General features: G+C 42.2%; 24 protein-coding genes. All 24 read left to right on the top strand.

All coding sequences use genetic code 11. The features are described 5' to 3' along the window. Nucleotides 1-9 precede the first annotated feature (9 nt). Nucleotides 10-888 carry a flagellar hook-associated protein FlgL gene (gene flgL, locus ACSNJE_RS01580; RefSeq protein WP_495251823.1) on the top strand — a complete coding sequence of 293 codons (879 nt, stop codon included), beginning with the start codon at nucleotides 10-12 and terminating at the stop codon, nucleotides 886-888. A gap of 12 nt (nucleotides 889-900) precedes the next feature. Then, nucleotides 901-1461 carry a DUF6470 family protein gene (locus ACSNJE_RS01585; RefSeq protein ID WP_495251824.1) on the top strand — a complete coding sequence of 187 codons (561 nt, stop codon included), beginning with the start codon at nucleotides 901-903 and terminating at the stop codon, nucleotides 1459-1461. An 18-nt stretch (nucleotides 1462-1479) separates the two neighbouring features. Continuing rightward, on the top strand, nucleotides 1480-1926 hold the full coding sequence (gene fliW, locus ACSNJE_RS01590; RefSeq protein ID WP_495251825.1) for a flagellar assembly protein FliW: 447 nt from the start codon (nucleotides 1480-1482) through the stop codon (nucleotides 1924-1926). Between the two features lie 2 nt (nucleotides 1927-1928). Continuing rightward, a complete protein-coding gene (gene csrA, locus ACSNJE_RS01595; RefSeq protein WP_495251826.1) occupies nucleotides 1929-2189 on the top strand; it encodes a carbon storage regulator CsrA in 261 nt (86 codons plus the stop codon). 375 nt (nucleotides 2190-2564) lie between these two features. Continuing rightward, nucleotides 2565-3407 (top strand): flagellin N-terminal helical domain-containing protein, encoded by an 843-nt coding sequence (locus ACSNJE_RS01600; RefSeq protein ID WP_495251827.1) that lies wholly within the window; start codon nucleotides 2565-2567, stop codon nucleotides 3405-3407. A gap of 66 nt (nucleotides 3408-3473) precedes the next feature. Beyond that, on the top strand, nucleotides 3474-3824 hold the full coding sequence (locus ACSNJE_RS01605; protein ID WP_495251828.1) for a flagellar protein FlaG: 351 nt from the start codon (nucleotides 3474-3476) through the stop codon (nucleotides 3822-3824). 12 nt (nucleotides 3825-3836) lie between these two features. Continuing rightward, the gene (gene fliD, locus ACSNJE_RS01610; RefSeq protein ID WP_495251829.1) at nucleotides 3837-5315 is read left to right on the top strand and encodes a flagellar filament capping protein FliD; all 1479 of its coding nucleotides are present in this window, start codon (nucleotides 3837-3839) and stop codon (nucleotides 5313-5315) included. Nucleotides 5316-5420: 105 nt separating this feature from the next. Next, complete coding sequence (locus ACSNJE_RS01615) at nucleotides 5421-5651, top strand: Rrf2 family transcriptional regulator (protein ID WP_495251830.1); 231 nt, start codon at nucleotides 5421-5423, stop codon at nucleotides 5649-5651. Next, complete coding sequence (locus ACSNJE_RS01620) at nucleotides 5648-6058, top strand: DUF8042 domain-containing protein (protein ID WP_495251831.1); 411 nt, start codon at nucleotides 5648-5650, stop codon at nucleotides 6056-6058. The genes ACSNJE_RS01615 and ACSNJE_RS01620 overlap by 4 nt, the downstream gene beginning before the upstream one ends. Further along, nucleotides 6058-7305 (top strand): motility associated factor glycosyltransferase family protein, encoded by a 1248-nt coding sequence (locus tag ACSNJE_RS01625; RefSeq protein ID WP_495251832.1) that lies wholly within the window; start codon nucleotides 6058-6060, stop codon nucleotides 7303-7305. The genes ACSNJE_RS01620 and ACSNJE_RS01625 overlap by 1 nt, the downstream gene beginning before the upstream one ends. After that, on the top strand, nucleotides 7296-9071 hold the full coding sequence (locus tag ACSNJE_RS01630) for a motility associated factor glycosyltransferase family protein (protein WP_495251833.1): 1776 nt from the start codon (nucleotides 7296-7298) through the stop codon (nucleotides 9069-9071). The genes ACSNJE_RS01625 and ACSNJE_RS01630 overlap by 10 nt, the downstream gene beginning before the upstream one ends. Then, entirely contained in the window at nucleotides 9058-10152 is a 1095-nt protein-coding gene (locus tag ACSNJE_RS01635; protein ID WP_495251834.1) for a UDP-N-acetylglucosamine 4,6-dehydratase family protein, read from the top strand. Before ACSNJE_RS01630 ends, ACSNJE_RS01635 begins: the two co-directional genes overlap by 14 nt. 4 nt (nucleotides 10153-10156) lie before the next feature. Further along, nucleotides 10157-11104 carry a dTDP-glucose 4,6-dehydratase gene (locus ACSNJE_RS01640; RefSeq protein WP_495251835.1) on the top strand — a complete coding sequence of 316 codons (948 nt, stop codon included), beginning with the start codon at nucleotides 10157-10159 and terminating at the stop codon, nucleotides 11102-11104. A 51-nt stretch (nucleotides 11105-11155) separates the two neighbouring features. Continuing rightward, nucleotides 11156-12358: a UDP-4-amino-4,6-dideoxy-N-acetyl-beta-L-altrosamine transaminase gene (gene pseC, locus ACSNJE_RS01645; RefSeq protein ID WP_495251836.1), complete on the top strand. Its 1203-nt coding sequence runs from the start codon at nucleotides 11156-11158 to the stop codon at nucleotides 12356-12358. Nucleotides 12359-12526: 168 nt separating this feature from the next. Further along, entirely contained in the window at nucleotides 12527-14137 is a 1611-nt protein-coding gene (locus ACSNJE_RS01650; RefSeq protein WP_495251837.1) for a cytidylyltransferase domain-containing protein, read from the top strand. 34 nt (nucleotides 14138-14171) lie between these two features. After that, on the top strand, nucleotides 14172-15242 hold the full coding sequence (pseG, locus tag ACSNJE_RS01655; RefSeq protein ID WP_495251838.1) for a UDP-2,4-diacetamido-2,4,6-trideoxy-beta-L-altropyranose hydrolase: 1071 nt from the start codon (nucleotides 14172-14174) through the stop codon (nucleotides 15240-15242). 1 nt (nucleotide 15243) lies between these two features. Next, nucleotides 15244-15786, top strand: coding sequence for a GNAT family N-acetyltransferase (locus ACSNJE_RS01660; RefSeq protein WP_495251839.1), 543 nt, complete (start codon nucleotides 15244-15246; stop codon nucleotides 15784-15786). Next, a complete protein-coding gene (locus tag ACSNJE_RS01665) occupies nucleotides 15783-16472 on the top strand; it encodes a WbqC family protein (RefSeq protein WP_495251840.1) in 690 nt (229 codons plus the stop codon). Before ACSNJE_RS01660 ends, ACSNJE_RS01665 begins: the two co-directional genes overlap by 4 nt. Before the next feature lie 15 nt (nucleotides 16473-16487). After that, nucleotides 16488-17534 carry a pseudaminic acid synthase gene (pseI, locus tag ACSNJE_RS01670; RefSeq protein WP_495251841.1) on the top strand — a complete coding sequence of 349 codons (1047 nt, stop codon included), beginning with the start codon at nucleotides 16488-16490 and terminating at the stop codon, nucleotides 17532-17534. 143 nt (nucleotides 17535-17677) lie between these two features. Then, nucleotides 17678-18091 carry a flagellar export chaperone FliS gene (gene fliS / locus ACSNJE_RS01675; protein ID WP_052217330.1) on the top strand — a complete coding sequence of 138 codons (414 nt, stop codon included), beginning with the start codon at nucleotides 17678-17680 and terminating at the stop codon, nucleotides 18089-18091. Continuing rightward, nucleotides 18081-18581: a hypothetical protein gene (locus tag ACSNJE_RS01680; RefSeq protein ID WP_495251842.1), complete on the top strand. Its 501-nt coding sequence runs from the start codon at nucleotides 18081-18083 to the stop codon at nucleotides 18579-18581. The genes fliS and ACSNJE_RS01680 overlap by 11 nt, the downstream gene beginning before the upstream one ends. Before the next feature lie 307 nt (nucleotides 18582-18888). Next, complete coding sequence (locus tag ACSNJE_RS01685; RefSeq protein WP_013121599.1) at nucleotides 18889-19086, top strand: cold shock domain-containing protein; 198 nt, start codon at nucleotides 18889-18891, stop codon at nucleotides 19084-19086. Nucleotides 19087-19225: 139 nt separating this feature from the next. After that, nucleotides 19226-19747 carry a ribosome hibernation-promoting factor, HPF/YfiA family gene (hpf, locus tag ACSNJE_RS01690; protein WP_495251843.1) on the top strand — a complete coding sequence of 174 codons (522 nt, stop codon included), beginning with the start codon at nucleotides 19226-19228 and terminating at the stop codon, nucleotides 19745-19747. A gap of 205 nt (nucleotides 19748-19952) precedes the next feature. Then, complete coding sequence (locus tag ACSNJE_RS01695) at nucleotides 19953-20612, top strand: hypothetical protein (protein WP_495251844.1); 660 nt, start codon at nucleotides 19953-19955, stop codon at nucleotides 20610-20612. Nucleotides 20613-21383: the final 771 nt, after the last annotated feature.

Genomic DNA, 21383 nt, shown 5'->3' on the forward strand with positions numbered 1-21383 from the left:
GTGTCTTATATGCGCGTAACACAGAGTATGTTGGTGGGCAATTTTCTGTCAAATTTAAATAATAATTACCGGATTATGAATAAGATACAGGAGCAATTGTCCACCGGAAAAAAAATAAACCGGCCTTCCGATGACCCTGTAGGTGTGGTCAGTTCCCTGCGGTTGCGGGTAGGGCTTACAGAAACAGAGAAATACCTGAATAATGTTGAGGACGCGCGGGCCTGGCTGGATACTACCGATATTGCCCTGGGCCAGGTATCGGACCTTTTGCACAGGGCGCGGGAACTGACCATTAATGGCGCTAACGATACTCTGGCGCAGCAGTCGAGGGATGCCCTGGCCAAGGAAATACACCAGCTCAGAGACCAGATGATTCAGGTGGCCAATACGACCCATGACGGGCGGCATATTTTTGGCGGGTTTAAAACAACAACTCCGCCTTTTACCGCAGCCGGGGCATACACCGGAGATAACGGGTCAATTATATACGAAATAGGCGTTAATGTTTCGATGCAGGTAAATATAACAGGTGATAGGGCGTTTATCAACGCCCAGGATGTTTTTCAGCTTTTGGCCAACATTGAAGCCGACTTAACTGCCGGCAACACTGCAAGTTTGTCCAATGTCCGGGTCGGTGAACTGGATAATGCCATTGATAATATACTTTCCCTGCGTTCGGAGGTGGGGGCAAAAACTAACCGGCTTGACCTGACGAAATCCCGACTGGATGAGGCGAACCTTAATTTGAGCGAACTGTTGTCCAAGAATGAAGATATCAATACAGCCGAAGTTATAACTCAGTTGAAAATGCAGGAAAACACTTACCGTACTGCTCTGGCGGCGGGGGCCAGAATTATTCAGCCCACGCTGATAGACTTTTTACGTTAAGGTGAGAAGCCTATGGACCTTAAGATAACTCAGCAATTTGGGCAGATAGGGATCAACTACACTCAGCCCTTCATGGACATACGAACCAGGCAGGCGGACATGCAGTTGATTACGGTGCCGCCCGAAATAGAGATTAATATTGATTATCCACGGGTTCATATAGACCAGACCCAGGCTTTGGCCGATATAGGCTACAAAAAAGTTGTGGCCCTGGAGGCAGAACATGCCGGCGAAGGACGGGCTACAGTGCTCGCCGGTATTGGACGGATGGCCGGTGAAGGGGACAGCCTGGCTCGCTCGGCCGGCAAGGGAAGAGGTATTATTGCGGATATTGCCTGGCAAAATTCCTTTGACAACCGTGACTATAATGTGGATGCAATTCCGCATACGCCCCCGAAAATCTGGTTTACCGGGGGTATTAATTTAAATGCGAGGTCAGGCAGTATAAGGCTGCAGGTAAACCCGAATTTCCCGGAAATCAAATTTGCACCGGGTAAGGTAAATATTTATCTGGAACAGGAGCCTTTATTAAAAATTGAAACCACCGGCACTTATTTGGATTTAGTTATTTAATTTATAGGGGTGAGTTGCGTGATTGTTGAAACCAGGCGCTTTGGCAGCCTAGAGATTGAAGAAAAAGATATTATATTTATTGTGGGGGGTATGCTGGGTTTTGAAGATAAAAATAAGTATATCCTGCTGGACCACGATCAGGAGACACCTTTTAAATGGCTGCAGTCTGCAGAGGAGCCTGAACTGGCTTTTGTGGTAATGGAGCCCTTTATTTTTTATCCCGGCTATGAATTTGACCTGTCCGATGAGGACGTTCGGGAACTTGAACTTGCAAAACCGGAGCAGGCCCGGGTTTTTACGGTACTGGTGGTGCCGGAGGATGTAAAAAAGATAACGGCCAACCTGAGGGCCCCCATAGTAATAAATATTTCCAACAGAAAAGGGAAGCAGGTTATCCTGGCCGATGACAGGTACCCTGTTAAGTACTATTTGTTCCAAGAGAAACAGGGCCAGGGGGGGCTGTAAGCATGTTGGCGTTAACCAGGAAAGCCGGTGAAAGTATAATCATAGATAATGAAATTGAAATCACGGTGGTGGAAATTAAAGGCGATAAAGTAAAAATTGCCATTGCAGCGCCAAAAAAAGTTGCCATAGCACGGAAAGAAATCCTGGACGAAGTCAGGGCTGAAAACAGAGAGGCGGCCGGTATGGCCACCGGAATGGGCGAAAAGCAGGTCAGGGATTTAAAAACTATTATGAAAAATTTAAATTTGGGTAAAAAAACTTGACCACAGAGGACGCAGAGAGCACGGAGAGAATATTGATTTTTTAGTTTTATTCCTCTGTGTTCTCCGTGTACTCAGTGGTTTTATAGTGATTTTATAGTGCAATTAGAATTGCTAAAATTGGCATGCGTTTATTTTAAATAAATGGAATTATGGAGATAGATTAAGCAATAAAAAGAAAAAAGGAGAATACGGACCAGAAATGGTGAAAAAACAGCCGAGATAAAGCTAAAGGTTTTTCGCCATTTTTCGATAAATTCAGATGACATAACAAATTTTTCTTGTTTCCTGAAGTAGCGGCCGATACGGAGGGTGGCAGGAAAAATGTTTGATTAGGAGCATGGATGCTCAAAAAAATTCAGGGAGGATGATTTATTTATGCGGATTAACAACAACATCAGTGCATTATTTGCACAAAACAGACTGGCCAATACCAACAACGCTATGGCCAAATCTCTGGAAAAACTTTCATCCGGTTTGAGAATCAACCGGGCCGGTGATGATGCGGCAGGCCTGGCTATCAGTGAAAAAATGCGGGGCCAGATCGGCGGTTTAAACCAGGCCGTACGTAACGCTCAGGATGCCATTTCCCTGATCCAGACCGCTGAGGGCGCGCTGAACGAAACCCACAGCATTCTGCAAAGGATGCGCGAACTGGCTGTCCAGGCCGCCAACGATACCAACACCACCTTTGACAGGAAGAAAATTCAGGATGAATTGACCGAGCTGAGAAATGAAATTAACCGTATTGCTTCCCAGACCGAGTTCAACACCGAGAAACTGCTTGACGGTACATTTACCGGTAAAGCATTCCATATTGGCGCCAATGCCAGCCAGACTATTACTTTGACCATTAGTACCATGACTTCTGATGCGTTGGGTTCTGGAATAAGTGCTGCTGTAATTGCCGTGGGTACTGGTGCCGCTGCTTCGCAACAGGCAGCCGCTGAAGCATTGATTTCTAAGTTAGACACCGCTATAAATGATGTATCAACCGAAAGGTCCAAGTTGGGTGCATACCAAAACCGCTTGGAGCATACCATTACCAACCTGCAGACCTCTGCTGAGAACCTTGCTGCTGCTGAGTCCCGGGTCCGTGACGTTGATATGGCCGCTGAAATGGTCAAGTTCACCAAGAACCAGATTCTTACCCAGGCCGGTACCGCTATGCTGGCCCAGGCCAACATGGCGCCGCAGAGCGTGTTGAAGTTATTGGGTTAATAGCCTTACGTACAGGCTGGTCGGCCAATGGCTGGCCAGCCTGTATGTATAAGGGCGGTGTGACATATGAAGGTTGATTCTTCTTTGACGATTAATGCCAATCAGCAACTGGTTACGGCCAGGGGTGCCGGAGCTGTCAGAAAAGAACCGGTTGCAGGGGATACCGGGTTTGGGCAAGGGAAAAACCGGTTGGACGCCCGAACGGTGCATGATGCTGTCGAAAAGTTGAACAAAACGGCACTTGTTTTTAATAGAAGCCTGCACTTTCGATTCCACGAGGGAGCGAAGCGGTGGCAGGTGCAGGTGATAAACCTGGAGACGGGAGAAGTGATCAGGGAAATTCCGCCCTCCGAAATACTGGATGTGGTGGCGAAAATACAGGAAATCGTAGGTGTTTTTGTTGATGAACGCCGGTAGGGGTGATTGGTCATGGAACGATTGAGCGGCATAATTTCCGGTTTGGATACACAGAGTTTGATAACCCAATTGATGCAGATAGAAGCCAGGCCCGTTGATTTGATGAAACAGCAGCAGCATACCTATGAACTGCGCAAGGAGCTGTGGCAGGAAATCAACACCAGCCTGGCAGCCCTTGATTCCAAAATCAAGGATTTACTGGACCCGGCCAAGTTTACGGTGCAAAAAACAACTTCTCAGGATGAGACCGTGGCTACAGCGGCGGCCGACGGCACAGCCGGGGCCGGGGCCTACGACATTACTGTCACTACCCTGGCCAAGGCCCACCGGGTTGCCGGTTCGAATCAGGGCAGTACCACAACTGCGCTGGGTTTGTCAGGAAATTTTACCATCAGTGACGGACTTTATACCAGCACTATCTCGGTAACGGCAGACGATACCCTGACTTCAATAATGAATAAAATAAATGCCGCCAAGGACAACACTGATACAGAGAAAGAGCTGAGAGTCACTGCGTCTATAGTGGATAACAGACTGGTATTGACCCATGATGAAACGGGCACTGCCAACAGTATTACCCTCACTGACAGTAATAACCTTGCCGGGTCGACGGACCCGACCGAGGTACTGGAATCCCTTGGCTTGCTGAAGGATGACAAGAGCGTTGCCGATACCCTGCAAAGTCCGATGGACGCTGTTTTTAAAATTAATGGCATAGACGTGGTCAGGGGCTCCAACACTGTTTCAGATGTGGTTTCAGGACTGACTATTAACCTGCTTAAAGAGGGTGCTTCCACAACTATTACCGTTGAGCAGGATACCGATGCGGTATATGCCACGGTTAAGGCTTTTGTGGATCAGTATAACAGTACCATGGATCTGATCAATACCAGGTTAAGTGAAGATAAAGTCAAGGATGCGACCACTGATGCCGCATTGAAAAAGGGACTTTTGCGGGGTGACAGCGCCCTGGTGGGGCTCAAGGACAGGCTCCGCCGGATGATTTCCGAGCCTATTGCCGGATTACAACCTTTTGACCGGCTGCCCGATATAGGTATCACTACCACTTCCGATGATTTTGGGAAATCGGGTAGACTGCAGATTGATGAGACCAAACTGAAGGATGCGGTTAATCAGGACCCCGAGGGTGTGGCCCGGCTGTTTTTCCATGACCTTGACGGAGACCGGGATATAGATGCCGGGGAAACAGGCATTGCGGTGAAACTGCAAAATGAATTGGAACAATTTATTTCTTCCAGCACCAAAAGCATTGGCGGTGTTATTGTAAAGAAGGGCCTTATTCCGGCCAGGCTGGACAGTTTAGATAAGGTCATAAAGGACTATGACGGGAAAATTGCCGCTTATGAAGAGCGCCTGAAATTAAGGGAAGAGCAACTGTGGGAACAGTTTACAGCAATGGAAAAGGCTTTAAGTGATATGCAGAACCAGGCCAGTTGGCTGGCCGGTCAGTTAAATGCACTTTACAGCTAGTTAATTTTATTGGGAAAAAGCAAGTAACGTATTTGCTATATGTTACTTTCTTTTTCCAAATAAATTGTCGACTTAAGCATGGATAAGTCTATTGAGGTGATGTAAGTGTCCGAATCGGCAAGTTATATCCAGAAGGAGATTATGCGGATATTGAAGGAGAACCGCACCAGTTATGCCAATCCTATGAATTCATGGGCTATCAGCCGCTGGTTAAACGTTACGCCGTCCTATATCAGGGAACAGGCCAAAAGGTTGTCAGACAGGGGTTTGCTGAACGTGCGCCGTGGGCCGGGCGGTGGGTATTTTATCGTATCAGACAGAGGTGATAAGGAATGACGGCATCAGCAGAAAAATTAATCCTTGAAGCGATTGATTCCGGAAGAGAGTACTTACCGCGCCTTTACTCCGGGCTTGACAAAGTGGTTGGGTTACTTCGGGCAGGTTATGAGGGAGAGGCGATTCAAATATTTAACGAAGCATTGGACGGTATAGAGTGGATGGCAAGTTTAACTCAAGCCCTGCTACAAATTAATATAGACGGGAAATCCGAATTACTGAGTTCCGACTGGTATAAAAAGGCGGAGAGTCTTAAAAACAATTTACAGGAGCTCACCGAAGCTTGGGCAAACAGTGACTTTGTACTTATCGGTGATTTAATCGAATATGAAATTTTACCGTACATAAAGCTTTTGCATCAACAGGGAGAAATCTTTGCAACCAGAAACGTTTCAGGTGACAATTGATGAAGATTATACCTATTTTGGGAGTTTCGGGGGCTCTCACAGCCCAAATTCTGAGAGATAATGGTTCCTCATTTTTTCTACATAGCCGGTATAATCCCGAACTTGAATCTGAGAGATGGATAAAAGAACAGCTCTCTCACAGCCGAAGCGAACCGATTATTGTAATTGGTCTTGGGCTGGGGTACCATGTGGAGGCTCTAGCCAAGGCTGTCAGTTCTACGGAGATAATTGTTCTGGAAGGACAACCCGAACTGGTTAAACTGACCCATCAACGAACCAACTGGGTAAAGCCGGATAATTGCAGATTGATAACGGTTTATAATAAAAAGGATTATCTGCACGCATTAAAGCATTTAATTACGATGGCAGAAGATAAAGGGACATTGTTAATTCACAGGACAAGCATTATGGCTTTGCCGGAAAACTGGCAGGACATCAAAGAAATTTTGGAAGATTATCTGATGCGGTTAGACACAAATAAACGTTTTTACAGGCTTGGTGAAGAGAATTGGAAACAGAATAGTTTGCTTGCTATAAACGGTTTGGGGATCGGTGATTTAAAGAGAAGGTGGCCTGAAAGACCCAATTTGGTTATAGGGTCGGGGCCTTCATTAAATGAGGCGCTAGAGGAATTAAAATCCTGGGCTGGTCGATTAAATCTCATCTCTGTCGGCAGTTCCACAGAATTATTGGTACGATCCGGTATTAAGCCTGATATTCAGGTGTTTTTAGATCCGCAGGAAAAGGTTGCAAATCAAATCACTTCCCGAACCCAGGAGATTGACAGTGTAGTTTTTGCTACAGTTCATCCGGCGGTAGTCGAAAAGATAAAAGGGAACATTTACTGGGCGTGGCAGGAAGGGTTTGACTGGGGTAACACAGGTAGGCCTCCGTACCTGGTTACTGGGGGTACGGTATCGGCGGCCGCGTTATCACTAAGTTTTTTCCTGAATAAACAACCTACTCTGCTTTTAGGTGTAGACCTGGGGTACAAAAATGAAAAAAGTCATGCTGACGGGACCATGTACGGGGAAATTAAAGCGGTTCTTAAAAATATGCGTGAAATTCCGGCTGTTACAGGAGGGACGATTAGGACCAGTCGAAATCTGGATTATTACCGAAAACGTATTGAGGGAATTGTAGCAGCAAATGGCAGAACAGTTTATAACCTGGGTTCAGGAGCATTTATTAAAGGAATCCAACCCATAACATGGAACCAGTTAAAGGGGATATTGGGATGGAATTAAACTTACTTAAAGCAAAAAATGGCGAGTTAACATTATTGGCAAAAACCGGTGACCGACAGGTCTATTTGCACAGTGCCTTTAATCCAACCAGAGAGGCTGAACGATGGGTAAATAATATAGAGGTAAGTGAAGATGCGGTTTTATTTATATGTGGCGGGGGATTAGGGTACCACTTGAAGCTTTTGAGAAATAAGTATCCCGAAACCCATATTATTCTGGTCGAACCTGAAAAACAATTGTTCGATATAGGGAAAGAAAATTATTCCGAGCTCGTAAAAGATGCAAAATTTCATTATTTAATTTCTCCAACATCTGCAGAAGTTATAAATCTCATAAACATGACAACCACGTTATACGCTTTGAATAAGGTACATTTACTGGAATTTGAACCAATTTGTCGGATATATGGTGATTTTCTGAATTATTTCCGGACGATATTTTTTGAAGCTCTGTCCAAATTGTCCGTGAATATAAATACCATGCTTCATTTTGCATTGGTCTGGCCGGTAAATTTTTTCCGTAATTTTAAGCATATCGTTACTAATCCTATTGTTTCAGACCTTTTCGGGTATTTCACGAACGTTCCTGCTATCATTGTCAGTGCGGGACCATCTTTATCCAAAAATATCGGACACTTAAAAGATGCTAAAGGGAAGGCTTTAATTATTGCTGTTGGGACGGCCTTAAAAGCTTTATTGGCAGAAGGTATTGACCCAGACCTGGTTATTTCCGTAGATGGGGGGGCGCCCAATTATAAACATTTTGAAAAAATTAGTTGTGAAGTACCGCTGGTTTTTGATGTAGGGATCTACCCACAAATTGTCGAGGAATATGATGGTTCCAAGTGGGTCTGTTGCTGTGACCGATATTTGCTTAGCTGGTTTCAAGAGGCATTAAATATTAATATAATAGAACTTAAATCCGGTCCGTCAGTGGCGAATGTGGCCATGGACTTTGCTTACCGTCTTGGTTGCAACCCGATTATATTGGTTGGTCAGGATTTAGCTTACACGGAAGGTCGAAGCCATGCGTCAGGTACTGTATATCAGGATGTTAAAGCTGAGGATTATAGTCGCCGGTTAATTCCTGTAGAGGATATAAACGGTGGCACCGTGTACACCGACCGAGTGTTTCTTGCTATGTTAAGCTGGTTCGAACAGGAAATAGCTTCATATCCCGACAGTATTAAGGTTATTGATGCCACCGAGGGAGGGGCCCGGATTTCGGGAACACAGGTAATGGCACTGAAAAAGGCCATAGAGGAATACTGTATTTCTAACCACAATGAGGTTGCTTTGTTTAAGGAATCGCACCGGAAGCGAAGGTTGACCGGGGACCAAGGCAAGCAAGTTGAGGAGAAGCTGAAGGAATTAGTGGATGGGTTGGAAAACTTGGCCAAAATCGGTGCGAAGGGGAGCAAGTTAAGCAATGAAATGAACAGTCTTTACGAAAAATTACCATATTTAAACGCAAAAAAGAGGCGGAGGCTGTCGATTGTTTTGTCGGAATTAGAGAAATTGGACCGAAATTTTTCGGAAACAAGGTCCGTTACCGCATTATTTGTTATGGCTTTTCAACCTTTGCTTATGCGCCTTTATAATTCAGAATTTCTTCAGGAGCGCCCTGGAGAAACAGAACAGGAAGCAGGAAAACGGTTAGCTAAGAAGTCTCTGTTGCTGTATCGGGGAATAGAGGAAATAGCTACCTACATGCGACCAGTAGTGGAGCAGGCGTTGAAATGGGCTCAAACTTATGGAACGGAGTGAGGACATGTGGGATATTGTGGAAGGTAAAAGCATTCTGGTTACCGGTGGTACAGGCTCATTGGGTCAAGCATTAGCGAGGGAAATTTTAAGATATAAACCGAAGGTCTTAAGAATTTTCAGCCGGGACGAGGCTAAGCAGTTTGACATGCAACAGGATTTAAGTGATTATGATAATATACGGTTCCTTTTAGGAGATATAAGGGATGGTCAAAGGCTTCACAGGGCTATGGAGGGAATAGATATTGTATTTCACACGGCCGCACTGAAACAAGTGCCATCCTGCGAATATAACCCTTTTGAAGCGGTTAAAACAAATATTCTGGGTACTCAAAATGTGATTGAAACGGCGTTGGAACACAATGTAGAAAGAGTTATTTACACAAGTACTGACAAGTCTATCAGCCCCACTAATGTAATGGGGGCAACGAAACTTGTGGCCGAACGGCTTATGTCGGCTGCCGAATTTCATAAGGGGGCAAGGAGAACACTATTTGCATCTGTGCGTTTCGGAAATATCATGGGGTCAAGGGGGTCAGTTATCCCGCTATTTAAAAGACAGATTTTACAGGGCGGCCCGATAACAGTGACCGTCCCCGAAATGACCAGATTTATGATGACTGTGAAGCAGGCTGTTAAGTTGACTCTGGAAGCTGCACGGCGAGTTATTGGCGGAGAAGTATTTGTTTTGAAAATGCCTGTTATCCGTGTCCGGGAATTGGCCGAAGTGATGATTGAAGAATTTGCCCCTTTGTGTGGATATAGGCCGTCGGACATTTCTATAAAGTATATAGGTTTACGGCCGGGAGAAAAAATGTATGAAGAACTTATGACTTGTGAAGAAGCCCAATTTGCTACCGAATTTCCCCAAATGTTTGCAATACCACCTACGTTTAGCGGAAAGACGTATACTTACGCAGATGGACAGGCCGCGGGACAAAGAGCGTATAGTTCGCATGAACAACCGGTTTTAAGTAAAGAAGAATTAAGAGAATTACTTTGGCGGGAGGGTTTGTTGGAACAGCGCCGGTCTCTATTTGCTGGATTACCCGAAGTTGCTGTTAGTTTGGAAGGAAAGGAATGATATTATGCGTGTGTTGGTTACAGGAGGAGCAGGGTTTATTGGTCGATGGGTAGTCAAAAAACTATTGGGCGATGGGCACCGTGTCTGGATACTTGACAACCTGTCCAACGGCAGGGAGGAAAATATCCGGGAATTTGTTGGAACGAATTTTGCAGGATTTACCTTGGGAGATATCCGGGACAGGGCGCTGCTAAGCAGGCTCTTCGCAGAGGGTGAATTTGAACTGTGCTATCACTTGGCAGCAAAAATTAATGTTCAGGAAAGTATTGACAATCCGGAAGATACTTTTGAATGCGATGTAAAGGGAACTTTCAACGTGCTGGAGGAGTGCCGGAAAAATAAAACCAAAATGGTATTTATGAGTACCTGCATGGTTTATGACCGGGCCCCTGATGATAAGGGTATTGACGAAACCTGGCCCGTAAAGCCGGCATCTCCCTACGCCGGGGCCAAGATTGCCGGAGAGAACATGGTGCTGTCATATTATTATGCTTACGGCCTCCCAACAGTAGTGGTCAGGCCTTTTAACACCTACGGACCGTTTCAGAAATGTAATGGTGAAGGTGGGGTAGTGGCCATCTTTATTAAAAGGCAGTTGGAAGGGAGGGTTCTGAATATTTACGGAGATGGGACACAAACCCGGGATTTTCTATATGTGGAAGATTGTGCGCGCTTTGTGGTGGAGGCGGGTTATTCTGATGCGGTTAACGGACGTATCGTTAATGCCGGCTGCGGTTCGGATATCAGTATAAATAAGCTGGCCAGGCTTATCTGTCAGGAGGAAGAAAAAATCAGGCACGTTGCGCATATTCATCCCCAGAGTGAGATACCAAAACTTTTATGTGACTATTCACTGGCCAATAAACTTCTGGGATGGGTACCCAGGGTGGATTTGGCAGAGGGTATCAGGAGAACCAGGGATTGGATAGCCAATAACCCTGATCTGACATGACAGGCTATGGTTAGCATCACGGAAAGGGATAATTTCAACGGAGGCTGGCCAATGAAAAAGGAAGATATATTAGCCGTTTTTGGCGGGAAACCGGTTCGGGATACCTTCCTGCCTTATGCGACCCAGTGGATTGATGAAGATGATATTGCCGCGGTGGTGGAGGTTCTAAAAAGCCCTTATCTGACTACTGGGCCAAAAGTGAAAGAGTTTGAAGAGGAATTTGCCAGGTATGTTGGCGCAAGATATGCGGTTGCTGTTGCCAACGGTACTGCCGCTCTGCATGCAGCGGTCTTTGCAGCCGGTATCGGGCCGGGAGATGAAGTTATCACGACCCCTATAACATTTGCCGCCTCAGCCAACTGTATCTTATATCAGGGGGGGACTCCTGTATTTGCCGATATAGATCCTCGGACTTATAACATTGACCCGGAAGAGATAAAGAAGAAAATTACCCCGCGAACCAGGGCGATTATTCCCGTGCACTTTACAGGTCAGCCTTGTGAGATGGATGAAATACACGCGATTGCCAGAGAGCACGGGTTGGTTGTTATAGAAGATGCCGCTCATGCCCTGGGGGCCGAATATAAAGGCCGAAAAATCGGCGGGATGAGTGATATGACGACCTTCAGCTTTCATCCGGTAAAACATATTACTACCGGGGAGGGTGGGATGATCACTACAAATAACCGGGAACTATACCGGAGATTGCTAATGTTCAGAAACCACGGGATAACCAGGGATAGGAAATTGATAGAAAAGGACGAGGGACCTTGGTATTACGAAATGCAGTTTCTGGGATATAACTACCGCATGACCGATATACAGGCGGCCCTCGGATTAAGTCAGTTGAAGAAGAGTGAGGAGTTCCTGGCTAAGCGAAGGGAAATAGTTGATTTCTATATGGAACATCTATCAGAGGTAGACGGTCTGATACTGCCTTATCAAAGTAAAGATGTTGAGTCAAGCTGGCATCTGTTTGTAATAAGGATAAAAACAGGATTATTTAATGTAAGCCGCAGTAGAATATTTGAGGCGATTCAGGCCGAAAACATTGGAGTTAATTTGCATTACATACCCATTTATCTGATGCCGTTCTACAGGAAGGCAGGATATGAGCCTGGACTGTGCCCTAAGGCTGAAAAAATATATGAAGAGTTAATTACGATTCCGTTGTTTCCTAAGATGAATTTGCATGATGCAGGGGATGTTGTAAAAGCCGTAGAGAAGGTATTGCAATATTATAGGAGATATTAAGTTAAGCAAGTGAGGTTACGCCACCACAGGCAAACGGGGTTTAAAATGTTTGATGAATTTAAAAATAAATGGGGTTTATAGTACTTGTTGGCAATGAAGTCACATACGTTATCTATGTTTTGCTTCACCGATTCTTGGAGGACAGGCCTAGGGAGGGTTTTCTAACAAATGATTCAAAGCCAAGTTTCCTTAATCCTAAGAGGAATAAAGTTAAAAGATGATATAACAATTGCAAATACAATACATGATAATTATATAAGTAATATTGCTTGCAATAAGATTTCCGACGAAGAAATCTCTATACGAGCAACAATTATAAGTGAGGATAAAAATAAAAATTATTTAATTGCCTGCGACTTTAGAGATTTTATATTAAGAGTATTTTGTATTTTTGGAAGTAGCGTTGAACTGAAAGATTTTAAAGTAGAACCCGATACAGATTACCTGCTGGGTTATTTAAAAATAGGTATACCAAATAATGAAATTAGTGAAGCTGAAGTAAACAAACAAATAGAATTGATACTTGAAGCATCATCAGATATTGAAATTATGAATTTGTTTTACAATTTGTATGAATCTCAACAAGGTGTACATATAATACATAAATTCAGAACGTTATTTGCAGTATTTGATAGGCTAGCCCCTAAAAATAACCGTTATCATATCGATTATCATAATAAGGACTTACTTAATACAGTTAGACGTGTGATAGAAAAGACATACAAAGATGGTAATTTAATTAGATATGTAAGTATTGTCGAAAAATTTACAACTGCTAATTTGATTGATGAGAGGGCGAATAACGGCAAAGGTGAAAACTATTCGGAAAAGTTGAAGGATTCTTTTTCCAAACTTAAATCAAAAGAAACACTTATCGAAAATAACGTTTCCTTTTATTTAATGAAGTGTATTCAAATAATTCGAAACAAGGTAAATCACGGGGATTATTCTAACTTAGATATAACTGTAATTTCAGAAGCTTACGAGCTATTGTTGCCTATTGTAAAAGCATTACTATGCAAAAAATGTGAAAGTAAAAAAATGGGAAAAGTGGTTTGTATTATCCAGGCCCGAATGGGTTCCACCCGCTTGCCGGGAAAAGTCCTAATGGAGGTTGAGGGTAAACCGCTTTTGGAACATATTATTGATCGAATTAAAGGAGTAAAAAACATAGACCAAATTATCATTGCCACCAGTAACAAGCCCGCTGACAGGCAAATTGTTGAACTTGGAAATAAATTGTCAATTTGTGTTTTTACCGGTTCAGAAGATGATGTTTTGGCCAGGTTTTATTACGCCGCCCGCAAAGCCGGAGCAGACATTGTTATTCGTATTACCGCTGACTGCCCGGTTATTGACCCCAAAATTGTAGAAGAAATGGTTAATATTTTTAAACAAAAAAAAGACTTGGATTATTACAGCAATACATTGGTACGCAGGTTTCCCCGAGGTTTGGATGTTGAAATATTTACTTTTGAAGCATTGCAAAGAGCATTTTTTAATGCTGCTAACGACTACGAACGGGAGCATGTCACCCCTTATTTTTATGAAAACCCGGACTTATTTAAATGCGGTAATTATGACAGTGATACAGATTATTCGCACTACAGATGGACAGTTGACACTCTCGAGGATTTTCAAGTTATTAAGATTATTTATCAGAAATTATACACTGGCAAACGGATATTTTTAATGAAGGATATTCTAAATTTATTTGCCGAGATGCCTGAACTTTATGAGATTAACCGGCATATCGAGCAAAAGAAGCTCAAGTGCTAAGCCCATATCGCAATAAAATAGGGTGGAGATGAAAATGAATGTGGTGTTTCGAGTAGATTCATCAACACAACTGGGTACCGGTCATGTAATGCGTTGTCTAACTCTTGCAGATGAGTTGCGTCGAAACAATGTTAATGTATCTTTTATAAGTCGGGACCTGCCTGGAAATATCTCTAGTCATGTTGAAAAAAAGGGAATCAAAGTTTACCGCCTGCCTGAAGATTCGATAAAAAACCAACGGTCAGTTAATAAAATTAAAGTAGATGCTGAAGAGACAAAAGCTGTTTTGCAAAGGGACTTCGAATGTATAGACTGGCTAATTGTTGACCATTATGGGTTAGACGCTCAGTGGGAAACCCAAATGAGGAAATACGTAAAAAAAATTATGGTCATTGATGATTTAGCAAACCGTCCTCATGATTGTGATCTAATATTAGATCAAACATTTGGTGAAGATGGAGACAAATATGCAGGGTTAATACCTGAACACTGTATAGGTTTATATGGTATTAAATATGCTTTGCTGCGGCCACAATTTGCAGAATATAGACGAAAAATCACATCGCGTACGGAGATTGCAGGAAATCATATAGTACATATTTTTTTTGGCGGTGTTGATAATTCGAATTATACGGCGCGTTTTAGCCGGCTGCTGGTCAGAAGTTTTCCTGATTTAACATTAAGGATAGTAGTGGGAAATTCATATAGGTACTTAGATTCTTTAAAGGACTTATCTGAAAAATACGGGAAACGAATAGATTGGCAACAGAATGTGAACAACATGGCGGCTCATATGAGTAGTTGTACTGTAGCATTAGGCGCACCGGGGATGGCTACCTGGGAAAGAGCATGTATGGGTTTGCCATCAGCATATTTAGCTATTACCTACAATCAAACAAATATACTAAAGAAAATTGCTGAAAAAGGATTATGTGTATATTTGGGGTCGGCTAACCTTATCAGTGACGAGGAATTCGTTACCAGGTTTAATGATTTTTTGAATGACAGGGAAAAATTAGTATCAATGCGTGAAATAGGGCTGTCTTGTTCTGACGGACTCGGATTGAAGCGTATTTTTTCTTTTATAATGGCCGGGGGGAGTTAAAGTGAACCAAATATGTTTCTTTTACAGAGATACGAGGCTTGTGCCTTATTCTGAGAAACATGATGAACAAACTGTTTTATGGCTAAATGATCCGGAAATGCGTGAGAATTTTGGATTGACCAGAACGATTACATTTGACTCCCACCGACAGTGGATAGCGGCTCAAAATAATCTACTAATATGGAGTATTTTAGATACCCATAACGTACACTGTGGAAATATTTTACTTCAACTTAATAAACGTCATGCTTCCGCTTATCTGCAAATTTATATAGGAAACCCGTTGGCACGGGGGCGGGGAATGGGATGGAGTGCTTTGGTATGTGTTCTTAATTATGCATTTGATTTTTTAAGATTAAATCGTGTTTGGCTACACCTGGACCCCAAAAATAAAGTGGCTGCAGGTCTATATAATAAGGCGGGGTTTGTCATTGAAGGGGTTGAAAGAGAAGCTGTTTTTCGCAATGGTGTTTTTAGTGATCAACTCAGATTATCTATTTTGGCAAAGGAATGGCAGTCAAGACGGATGGAGGTTTGTCAATGAAATGTGCTATAATGCAACCTACCTATTTACCCTGGGCAGGATATTTTAATATGATATCCTCTGTGGATCTTTTTGTTTTTTTAGATGATGTGCAATTTGCCAAAAGGTCGTGGCAGCAAAGAAATAGAATTTTACTGCAAGGTAACGAAAAGTTTTTGACCATACCTGTTATGACAAAAGGTAAGAGAGAACAACTTATATGTCAAGTTCAAACCGATGAAAGTCAACCGTGGAGAGAGCAACATAAGTTAAACCTCATTCATGCATACGCAAAACATGATTTTGGTAATGAGATTATATCTTTGATTGCCGATATACTTGATAATGCCCGACAATCTCTGGCAGAAATAAATATTTCCATTATAAAAGAAATAAATAAAAAATTAGGCATTTCCACTGAAACTAAATTAAGCAGCGAAATACCTGTTCATGGTAAAAAATCTGAGTATTTATTAAAAATCTGTGAGTATTTAGGCGGAAATATTTATCTAAGTGCGCCAGGGTCTAAGGCCTATATTGAAGAAGAGGGACTATTTAAAAAAAGTGGTATTAAGGTTGAATATCATAATTTTATTCCAAAACCATATCCTCAAAAAACTTCAACTGATTTTGTTCCATATCTATCAATAGTTGATGTTATTGCAAATTTAGGTTTTGAAAAAGCAAGGGAGTATATTGCATCCTGAACAAGGAGGTCAAAAATGAAAATTACAATAGGTGATAAAGTTATTGGAAAAGAATACTTTCCATTTATTATAGCCGAAATGTCCGGTAACCATAATCAATCACTGGCACGTGCGCTTGAGATTGTTGAAGCCGCTGCAAAAGCCGGGGTTCATGCATTAAAAATTCAAACTTATACTGCCGATACCATGACTCTGGATTTAAACGAAGGGGAATTTTACATCGATGCCCCCGATAACCTTTGGAATGGACAATCTTTATATAACCTTTATCAAAAAGCTTATACTCCGTGGGAATGGCATAAACCTATATTTGACCGATGCAAGGAGCTAGGTATTGTTGGATTTAGCACCCCCTTTGATGAAACCGCAGTAGATTTCCTGGAATCATTGGATGTACCCTGTTACAAGATTGCATCTTTTGAAAATATTGATTTACCTTTGATTCGCAAGGTAGCCTCTACTGGTAAACCTATATTTATTTCAACAGGTATGGCCACTGTGGCAGAACTGGATGAAGCTGTTCGAACTGCCAGGGAGGCAGGTTGTGAAGATATCGTATTATTAAAATGTACAAGTACATATCCGGCAACTCCTGAAGATTCCAATATATTAACTATTCCTCATATGAAAGATCTGTTTAATGTTCACGTTGGTTTATCTGACCATACTTTGGGTATTGGTGTAGCGGTAGCTAGTGTAGCTTTGGGAGCTACAGTCATTGAGAAGCATTTTACGTTGAGCCGCCAGGACGGGGGTGTAGATGCTGCCTTTTCATTGGAACCGGAAGAAATGAAACAATTAGTTCAGGAAACAAAAAGGGCCTGGGCGGCATTAGGGCAAATTTCGTATGGTCCTTCAGAACAGGAAAAATCATCTATAAAGTTTAGACGATCCCTTTATATTGTTCAAGATATGAAGGCTGGGGATGTACTGACAGAAAGTAACTTAAAGGCTATTAGACCAGGACTTGGACTTGCACCTAAATATTTTAACGCCTTATTGGGAAAAAAAGTTACAAAAGATGTGCGGAAAGGTACTCCTTTAACTTGGGATTTAATCTAATTTAAATATATGTAAGTGCAAATCATGAAAAATTATTAAAGACATTTGCATAATTTAACGATATTAATACTGTTCAAATGTTGTTAGAATAGGTAGATTCACATGATAAATTTTTCTATAAATACTAAAAAGGTGGGGTGTTCATGCAGGTAAATCCGTACAGCCAGTACAAACAGATCTCTGTGCAGACGGCTAGCCCGGAACAGTTGGTTGTCATGTTGTATGATGGGGCAATAAAATTTCTTCACCAGGCAAGAGAGGCTGTCTTCCGGAAAAACATGGAAGATGCAAACAAATATATTGGCAAGACACAAGATATAATAAATGAGCTAATGGTAAGCTTGGATCTGAGTGTGGGAGAAATTGCCTTTAATCTCCGCAATATCTATGATTACTGGAATCGCAGGCTTGTCCAGGCCAATATAAAAAAAGACCCGGATATTATAACGGAAGTCCTCGGACAAGTTCAGGAACTGAGGGAAGTCTGGGCGGAAGCCGCGGTGAAATGTAAGGAAAGAAAAAACCTTGTGGCAGGCGGTGTAAATATTGAAGGTTAAAAACCTGAACAGTCACATCGAACATATAATCAATGGCTATCAGCAACAGAGTGTGTTTTATGAACAGCTACGAAACCTATCCCGGCAGTTAAGGGAGCTTATTGAAACGGACAACTGGCAGGAAATTGACAAGGCTTTAGACGCAAGAGCGGACATAATAAAGAATATAAATGAAATAAACTCCGACATGGAACCGCATAAAAAAGAAGTCATGGAATTATTGCACTTCAAGGAATTTAACCTGGCCAAGGTACAGGACCTGATTTACCCTCAGTTAAGACGGAAGTTGGAAGAAGAGACGCAGAAGATAAAGGACCTATTAAAGGAGATCGTGACATGGGACCGACAGAACATGAAGATAATGGAAGAACATAAAATAAGTATCAGCCAGGAGCTAAAACAGATCAAGCAGTATCGGGAATTTCAGCAAGCATACCTTGACCGTCCCGAAATGTTTCCTGAACCCGTATTTTTTGATAAGAAAAAATAAGCTTATTCGGATCCCAAACCTGATTTCCGGTTTGGGCTTTTTGTTTTCCACAAAAAATTTGTCCACACTTTCACATAAATAATCACACTTATTAACAGACTTATCCACATTATCCACAGATATTTTTCCACATAATTGGCGAGCAGGAACACAAATTCGGGTGCAAATTAATGAAAATTTGCTAAACACGCGCCAATAAAGGTATTTTTCGGTTTCTATATTGACACATTTTAGTGCTTGTGTTATGATTAAGCAAGTGAGTTTGCCTAAGGCTCGCGGTAAGAAATATTTAGGGGGAATGTAAAGTATGTTAGGTAAAGTTAAGTGGTTCAACCAGGAGAAAGGATTCGGCTTCATTGAAAGAGAAGACGGCGGCGATGTATTCGTTCACTTCTCTGCTATTCAAGAAGAAGGATTCAAGACCTTGGCTGAAGGACAGGAAGTCGAATTTGAAATTGTGGAAGGTGCTCGTGGGCCTCAAGCGGCAAACGTAGTTAAGTTATAATTTCAAATGACAATTCTAACCCCAGGTAGCTCCCTGGGGTTTTTAAATTAGAACCGCTATATTTTTTCTAAAAATGCAGGATTTTCATGGAAATAAGGGAATAATAATTTAAAGATACTGACTGAAAGGAGCGCTGCTTATGAAATTGAATGTAAGAGGCAAAAATATTGATGTCACACCGGCATTAAAAGAATATGTAGAAAAAAGGCTGAGTAAGCTGGAGAAGTTCTTTGACAACGAACTGGAAGCCCAGGTTACTCTGGTGGTGGAAAAAGACACCCATAAGGTAGAGGTGACTATGCCTGTCAACGGTATGATTCTCAGGGGTGAAGAAGCAACAGGCGATATGTACGCATCTATTGATTTAGTCATAGAAAAGCTGGAAAGACAAATCGATAAGTATAAAACCAAAATTATGAGTAAAAGGACCAAAGCCGGCAACCCTGTTGAGGCTCCGGCTGCTGGGGCTGATGAAGATGAACCGCGCATAGTAAAAACAAAGCGTTTCGCTATAAAACCCATGCCTGTTGATGAAGCTATCCTGCAAATGAATATGCTGGGCCATAATTTCTTTGTATTTTCCAATGCTGAAACTGAGGAAGTCAATGTTGTGTATAAGAGGAAAGACGGCAATTACGGTTTAATCGAACCCGAATTCTAAACTCAAAATGCCGATGACAAAGAATACCTTTGTCAACATCGTGAGACCGTTATAATCAAAAGCGGTCTCTTATTTTTTTGTCGTTATAAGGTGGAAATTGTAGAAAATTTTATAATAATTAAGGTTGGAGAAAAAGAGGAAAAAACATAGTAAAGTAGAAAAATAAAAAAATATGTATTTCTATATGCCAAAGTGAGGGATCAGCATGGTTCTTGACGGAAAAGACGCCGATTATATAGATGAAGGTGAAGCACTAATCCGCCAGATGCGCGATGTCGTTTCAGCAAAGGTGATAAAGAATGATAAAGGTGAAATAGAAGAAATTCATGTTTTGTCAGGATCCAGTAGGAACCCCAAACAGATAGTACGTGACATTGAATCGGCTTTTATGGCTCAGTTCGGTATAGCTGTTGACCATAAAAAAATCAGTGTTGCCCAAATCCATGACGAGAATAACAACGGTTGTGCCGGCACAGAAATAAGGCCTAAAATTGTGGCAGTTCACCTCTCCACCATTGACCGCCGTACTGAGGCCCGGGTGCAACTGGAAATAGCTGATAGCGTCATTGAAGGTACTGCTTCCGGTCCCAGTTCCGCAACCAACAAGTTACGGGTTGTAGCCATGGCCACTGCGGCAGCTCTGGAAGATTACCTGGCCGGGACCTGCAACTTTGTGGTGGAGGATTTGACTTTGGTTACCTTGGCCCGGCATCAGGCAGTAGTTGTATCAGTTGCCTTGGTCACTAATCTAGGCGAAGACCGTTTGATTGGAACGGCGTACATTAAAGAGGATGACCGGGAGGCTACGGTGAAAGCAACTTTGTCGGCAGTTAACAGAAAACTGGCGCTGCTGCTTAACGAATAATGTACAATAATAATGTACAATAAAATAGCAATTTTAATGGAAAATGTTTTATTAAGGACCGACAGTAGATAGGCCAAACTTTAATGTTTCTGTAAAGTTTTATGCAGTAAACATTTATGAGCAGAGCGAGAAACCTACCCGAGCGGAGCACAACCGACCATTCTTAGCGGGAAAAGGTCGAGTCAGAGAAGACGGGAGGTTAACTTTACATGAAAACTATTGCTAAAGTTGTTTTGGCTATCGTTACTTTAGTATTAGCCGGTGGTGCATTTGTGCGTTGGTAATTTTATTTTTCTGCTAATTGTGCTACCAGAGCTAAAATAAAGTAAGTCGGTCCTTATTATTTTTAAGAAAAGCAATGGAAATGGTGGAACATATATGAGAAACTTACCAAAAGCAGCACAACTATATATCATTATTGTAAGCTTTATAGCCTTGGGTTGGTTTTTGTTTTTGGCTTATAACACCGAATATACAAGTGAACTATTGAAAGGTTTGTTGTTTTTTAGTATTTTGTCAATTTTTACTGAGGTATTAAAGGTACAATTACCCAGAGGTGGATATGTAACAGTAACTTTTTCGGTTATTTTTACCTGTATTCTGCTCTTTGGTGCATTAGTCGCTTCCGTGGCAGCCATATCAGGTTATATCTTCAGTGAAATATTAACCAGGGAAAAAAACCCCTGGTATAAAAGTAAGCGTCAAACTCTACCCACCTGGCTTTATCCTCGGGTTTATAGGATAATCTTCCTCAAGAATATCGAATATTAG

It is taken from the genome of Thermincola sp. GK-1 (genome assembly GCF_059412445.1).

Excerpts from the sequence above, each read along its gene's own strand:
- pseG (WP_495251838.1), top strand. The coding sequence starts at position 14,172 with ATGAATGTGGTGTTTCGAGTAGATTCATCAACACAACTGGGTACCGGT.
- fliD (WP_495251829.1), top strand. The coding sequence starts at position 3,837 with ATGGAACGATTGAGCGGCATAATTTCCGGTTTGGATACACAGAGTTTG.
- ACSNJE_RS01605 (WP_495251828.1), top strand. The coding sequence starts at position 3,474 with ATGAAGGTTGATTCTTCTTTGACGATTAATGCCAATCAGCAACTGGTT.
- ACSNJE_RS01650 (WP_495251837.1), top strand. The coding sequence starts at position 12,527 with ATGATTCAAAGCCAAGTTTCCTTAATCCTAAGAGGAATAAAGTTAAAA.
- fliS (WP_052217330.1), top strand. The coding sequence starts at position 17,678 with ATGCAGGTAAATCCGTACAGCCAGTACAAACAGATCTCTGTGCAGACG.
- ACSNJE_RS01635 (WP_495251834.1), top strand. The coding sequence starts at position 9,058 with ATGGAACGGAGTGAGGACATGTGGGATATTGTGGAAGGTAAAAGCATT.
- ACSNJE_RS01600 (WP_495251827.1), top strand. The coding sequence starts at position 2,565 with ATGCGGATTAACAACAACATCAGTGCATTATTTGCACAAAACAGACTG.
- flgL (WP_495251823.1), top strand. The coding sequence starts at position 10 with ATGCGCGTAACACAGAGTATGTTGGTGGGCAATTTTCTGTCAAATTTA.
- ACSNJE_RS01685 (WP_013121599.1), top strand. The coding sequence starts at position 18,889 with ATGTTAGGTAAAGTTAAGTGGTTCAACCAGGAGAAAGGATTCGGCTTC.
- ACSNJE_RS01620 (WP_495251831.1), top strand. The coding sequence starts at position 5,648 with ATGACGGCATCAGCAGAAAAATTAATCCTTGAAGCGATTGATTCCGGA.
- hpf (WP_495251843.1), top strand. The coding sequence starts at position 19,226 with ATGAAATTGAATGTAAGAGGCAAAAATATTGATGTCACACCGGCATTA.
- ACSNJE_RS01640 (WP_495251835.1), top strand. The coding sequence starts at position 10,157 with ATGCGTGTGTTGGTTACAGGAGGAGCAGGGTTTATTGGTCGATGGGTA.
- ACSNJE_RS01695 (WP_495251844.1), top strand. The coding sequence starts at position 19,953 with ATGGTTCTTGACGGAAAAGACGCCGATTATATAGATGAAGGTGAAGCA.
- ACSNJE_RS01585 (WP_495251824.1), top strand. The coding sequence starts at position 901 with ATGGACCTTAAGATAACTCAGCAATTTGGGCAGATAGGGATCAACTAC.
- ACSNJE_RS01625 (WP_495251832.1), top strand. The coding sequence starts at position 6,058 with ATGAAGATTATACCTATTTTGGGAGTTTCGGGGGCTCTCACAGCCCAA.
- pseI (WP_495251841.1), top strand. The coding sequence starts at position 16,488 with ATGAAAATTACAATAGGTGATAAAGTTATTGGAAAAGAATACTTTCCA.
- ACSNJE_RS01665 (WP_495251840.1), top strand. The coding sequence starts at position 15,783 with ATGAAATGTGCTATAATGCAACCTACCTATTTACCCTGGGCAGGATAT.
- csrA (WP_495251826.1), top strand. The coding sequence starts at position 1,929 with ATGTTGGCGTTAACCAGGAAAGCCGGTGAAAGTATAATCATAGATAAT.
- pseC (WP_495251836.1), top strand. The coding sequence starts at position 11,156 with ATGAAAAAGGAAGATATATTAGCCGTTTTTGGCGGGAAACCGGTTCGG.
- ACSNJE_RS01630 (WP_495251833.1), top strand. The coding sequence starts at position 7,296 with ATGGAATTAAACTTACTTAAAGCAAAAAATGGCGAGTTAACATTATTG.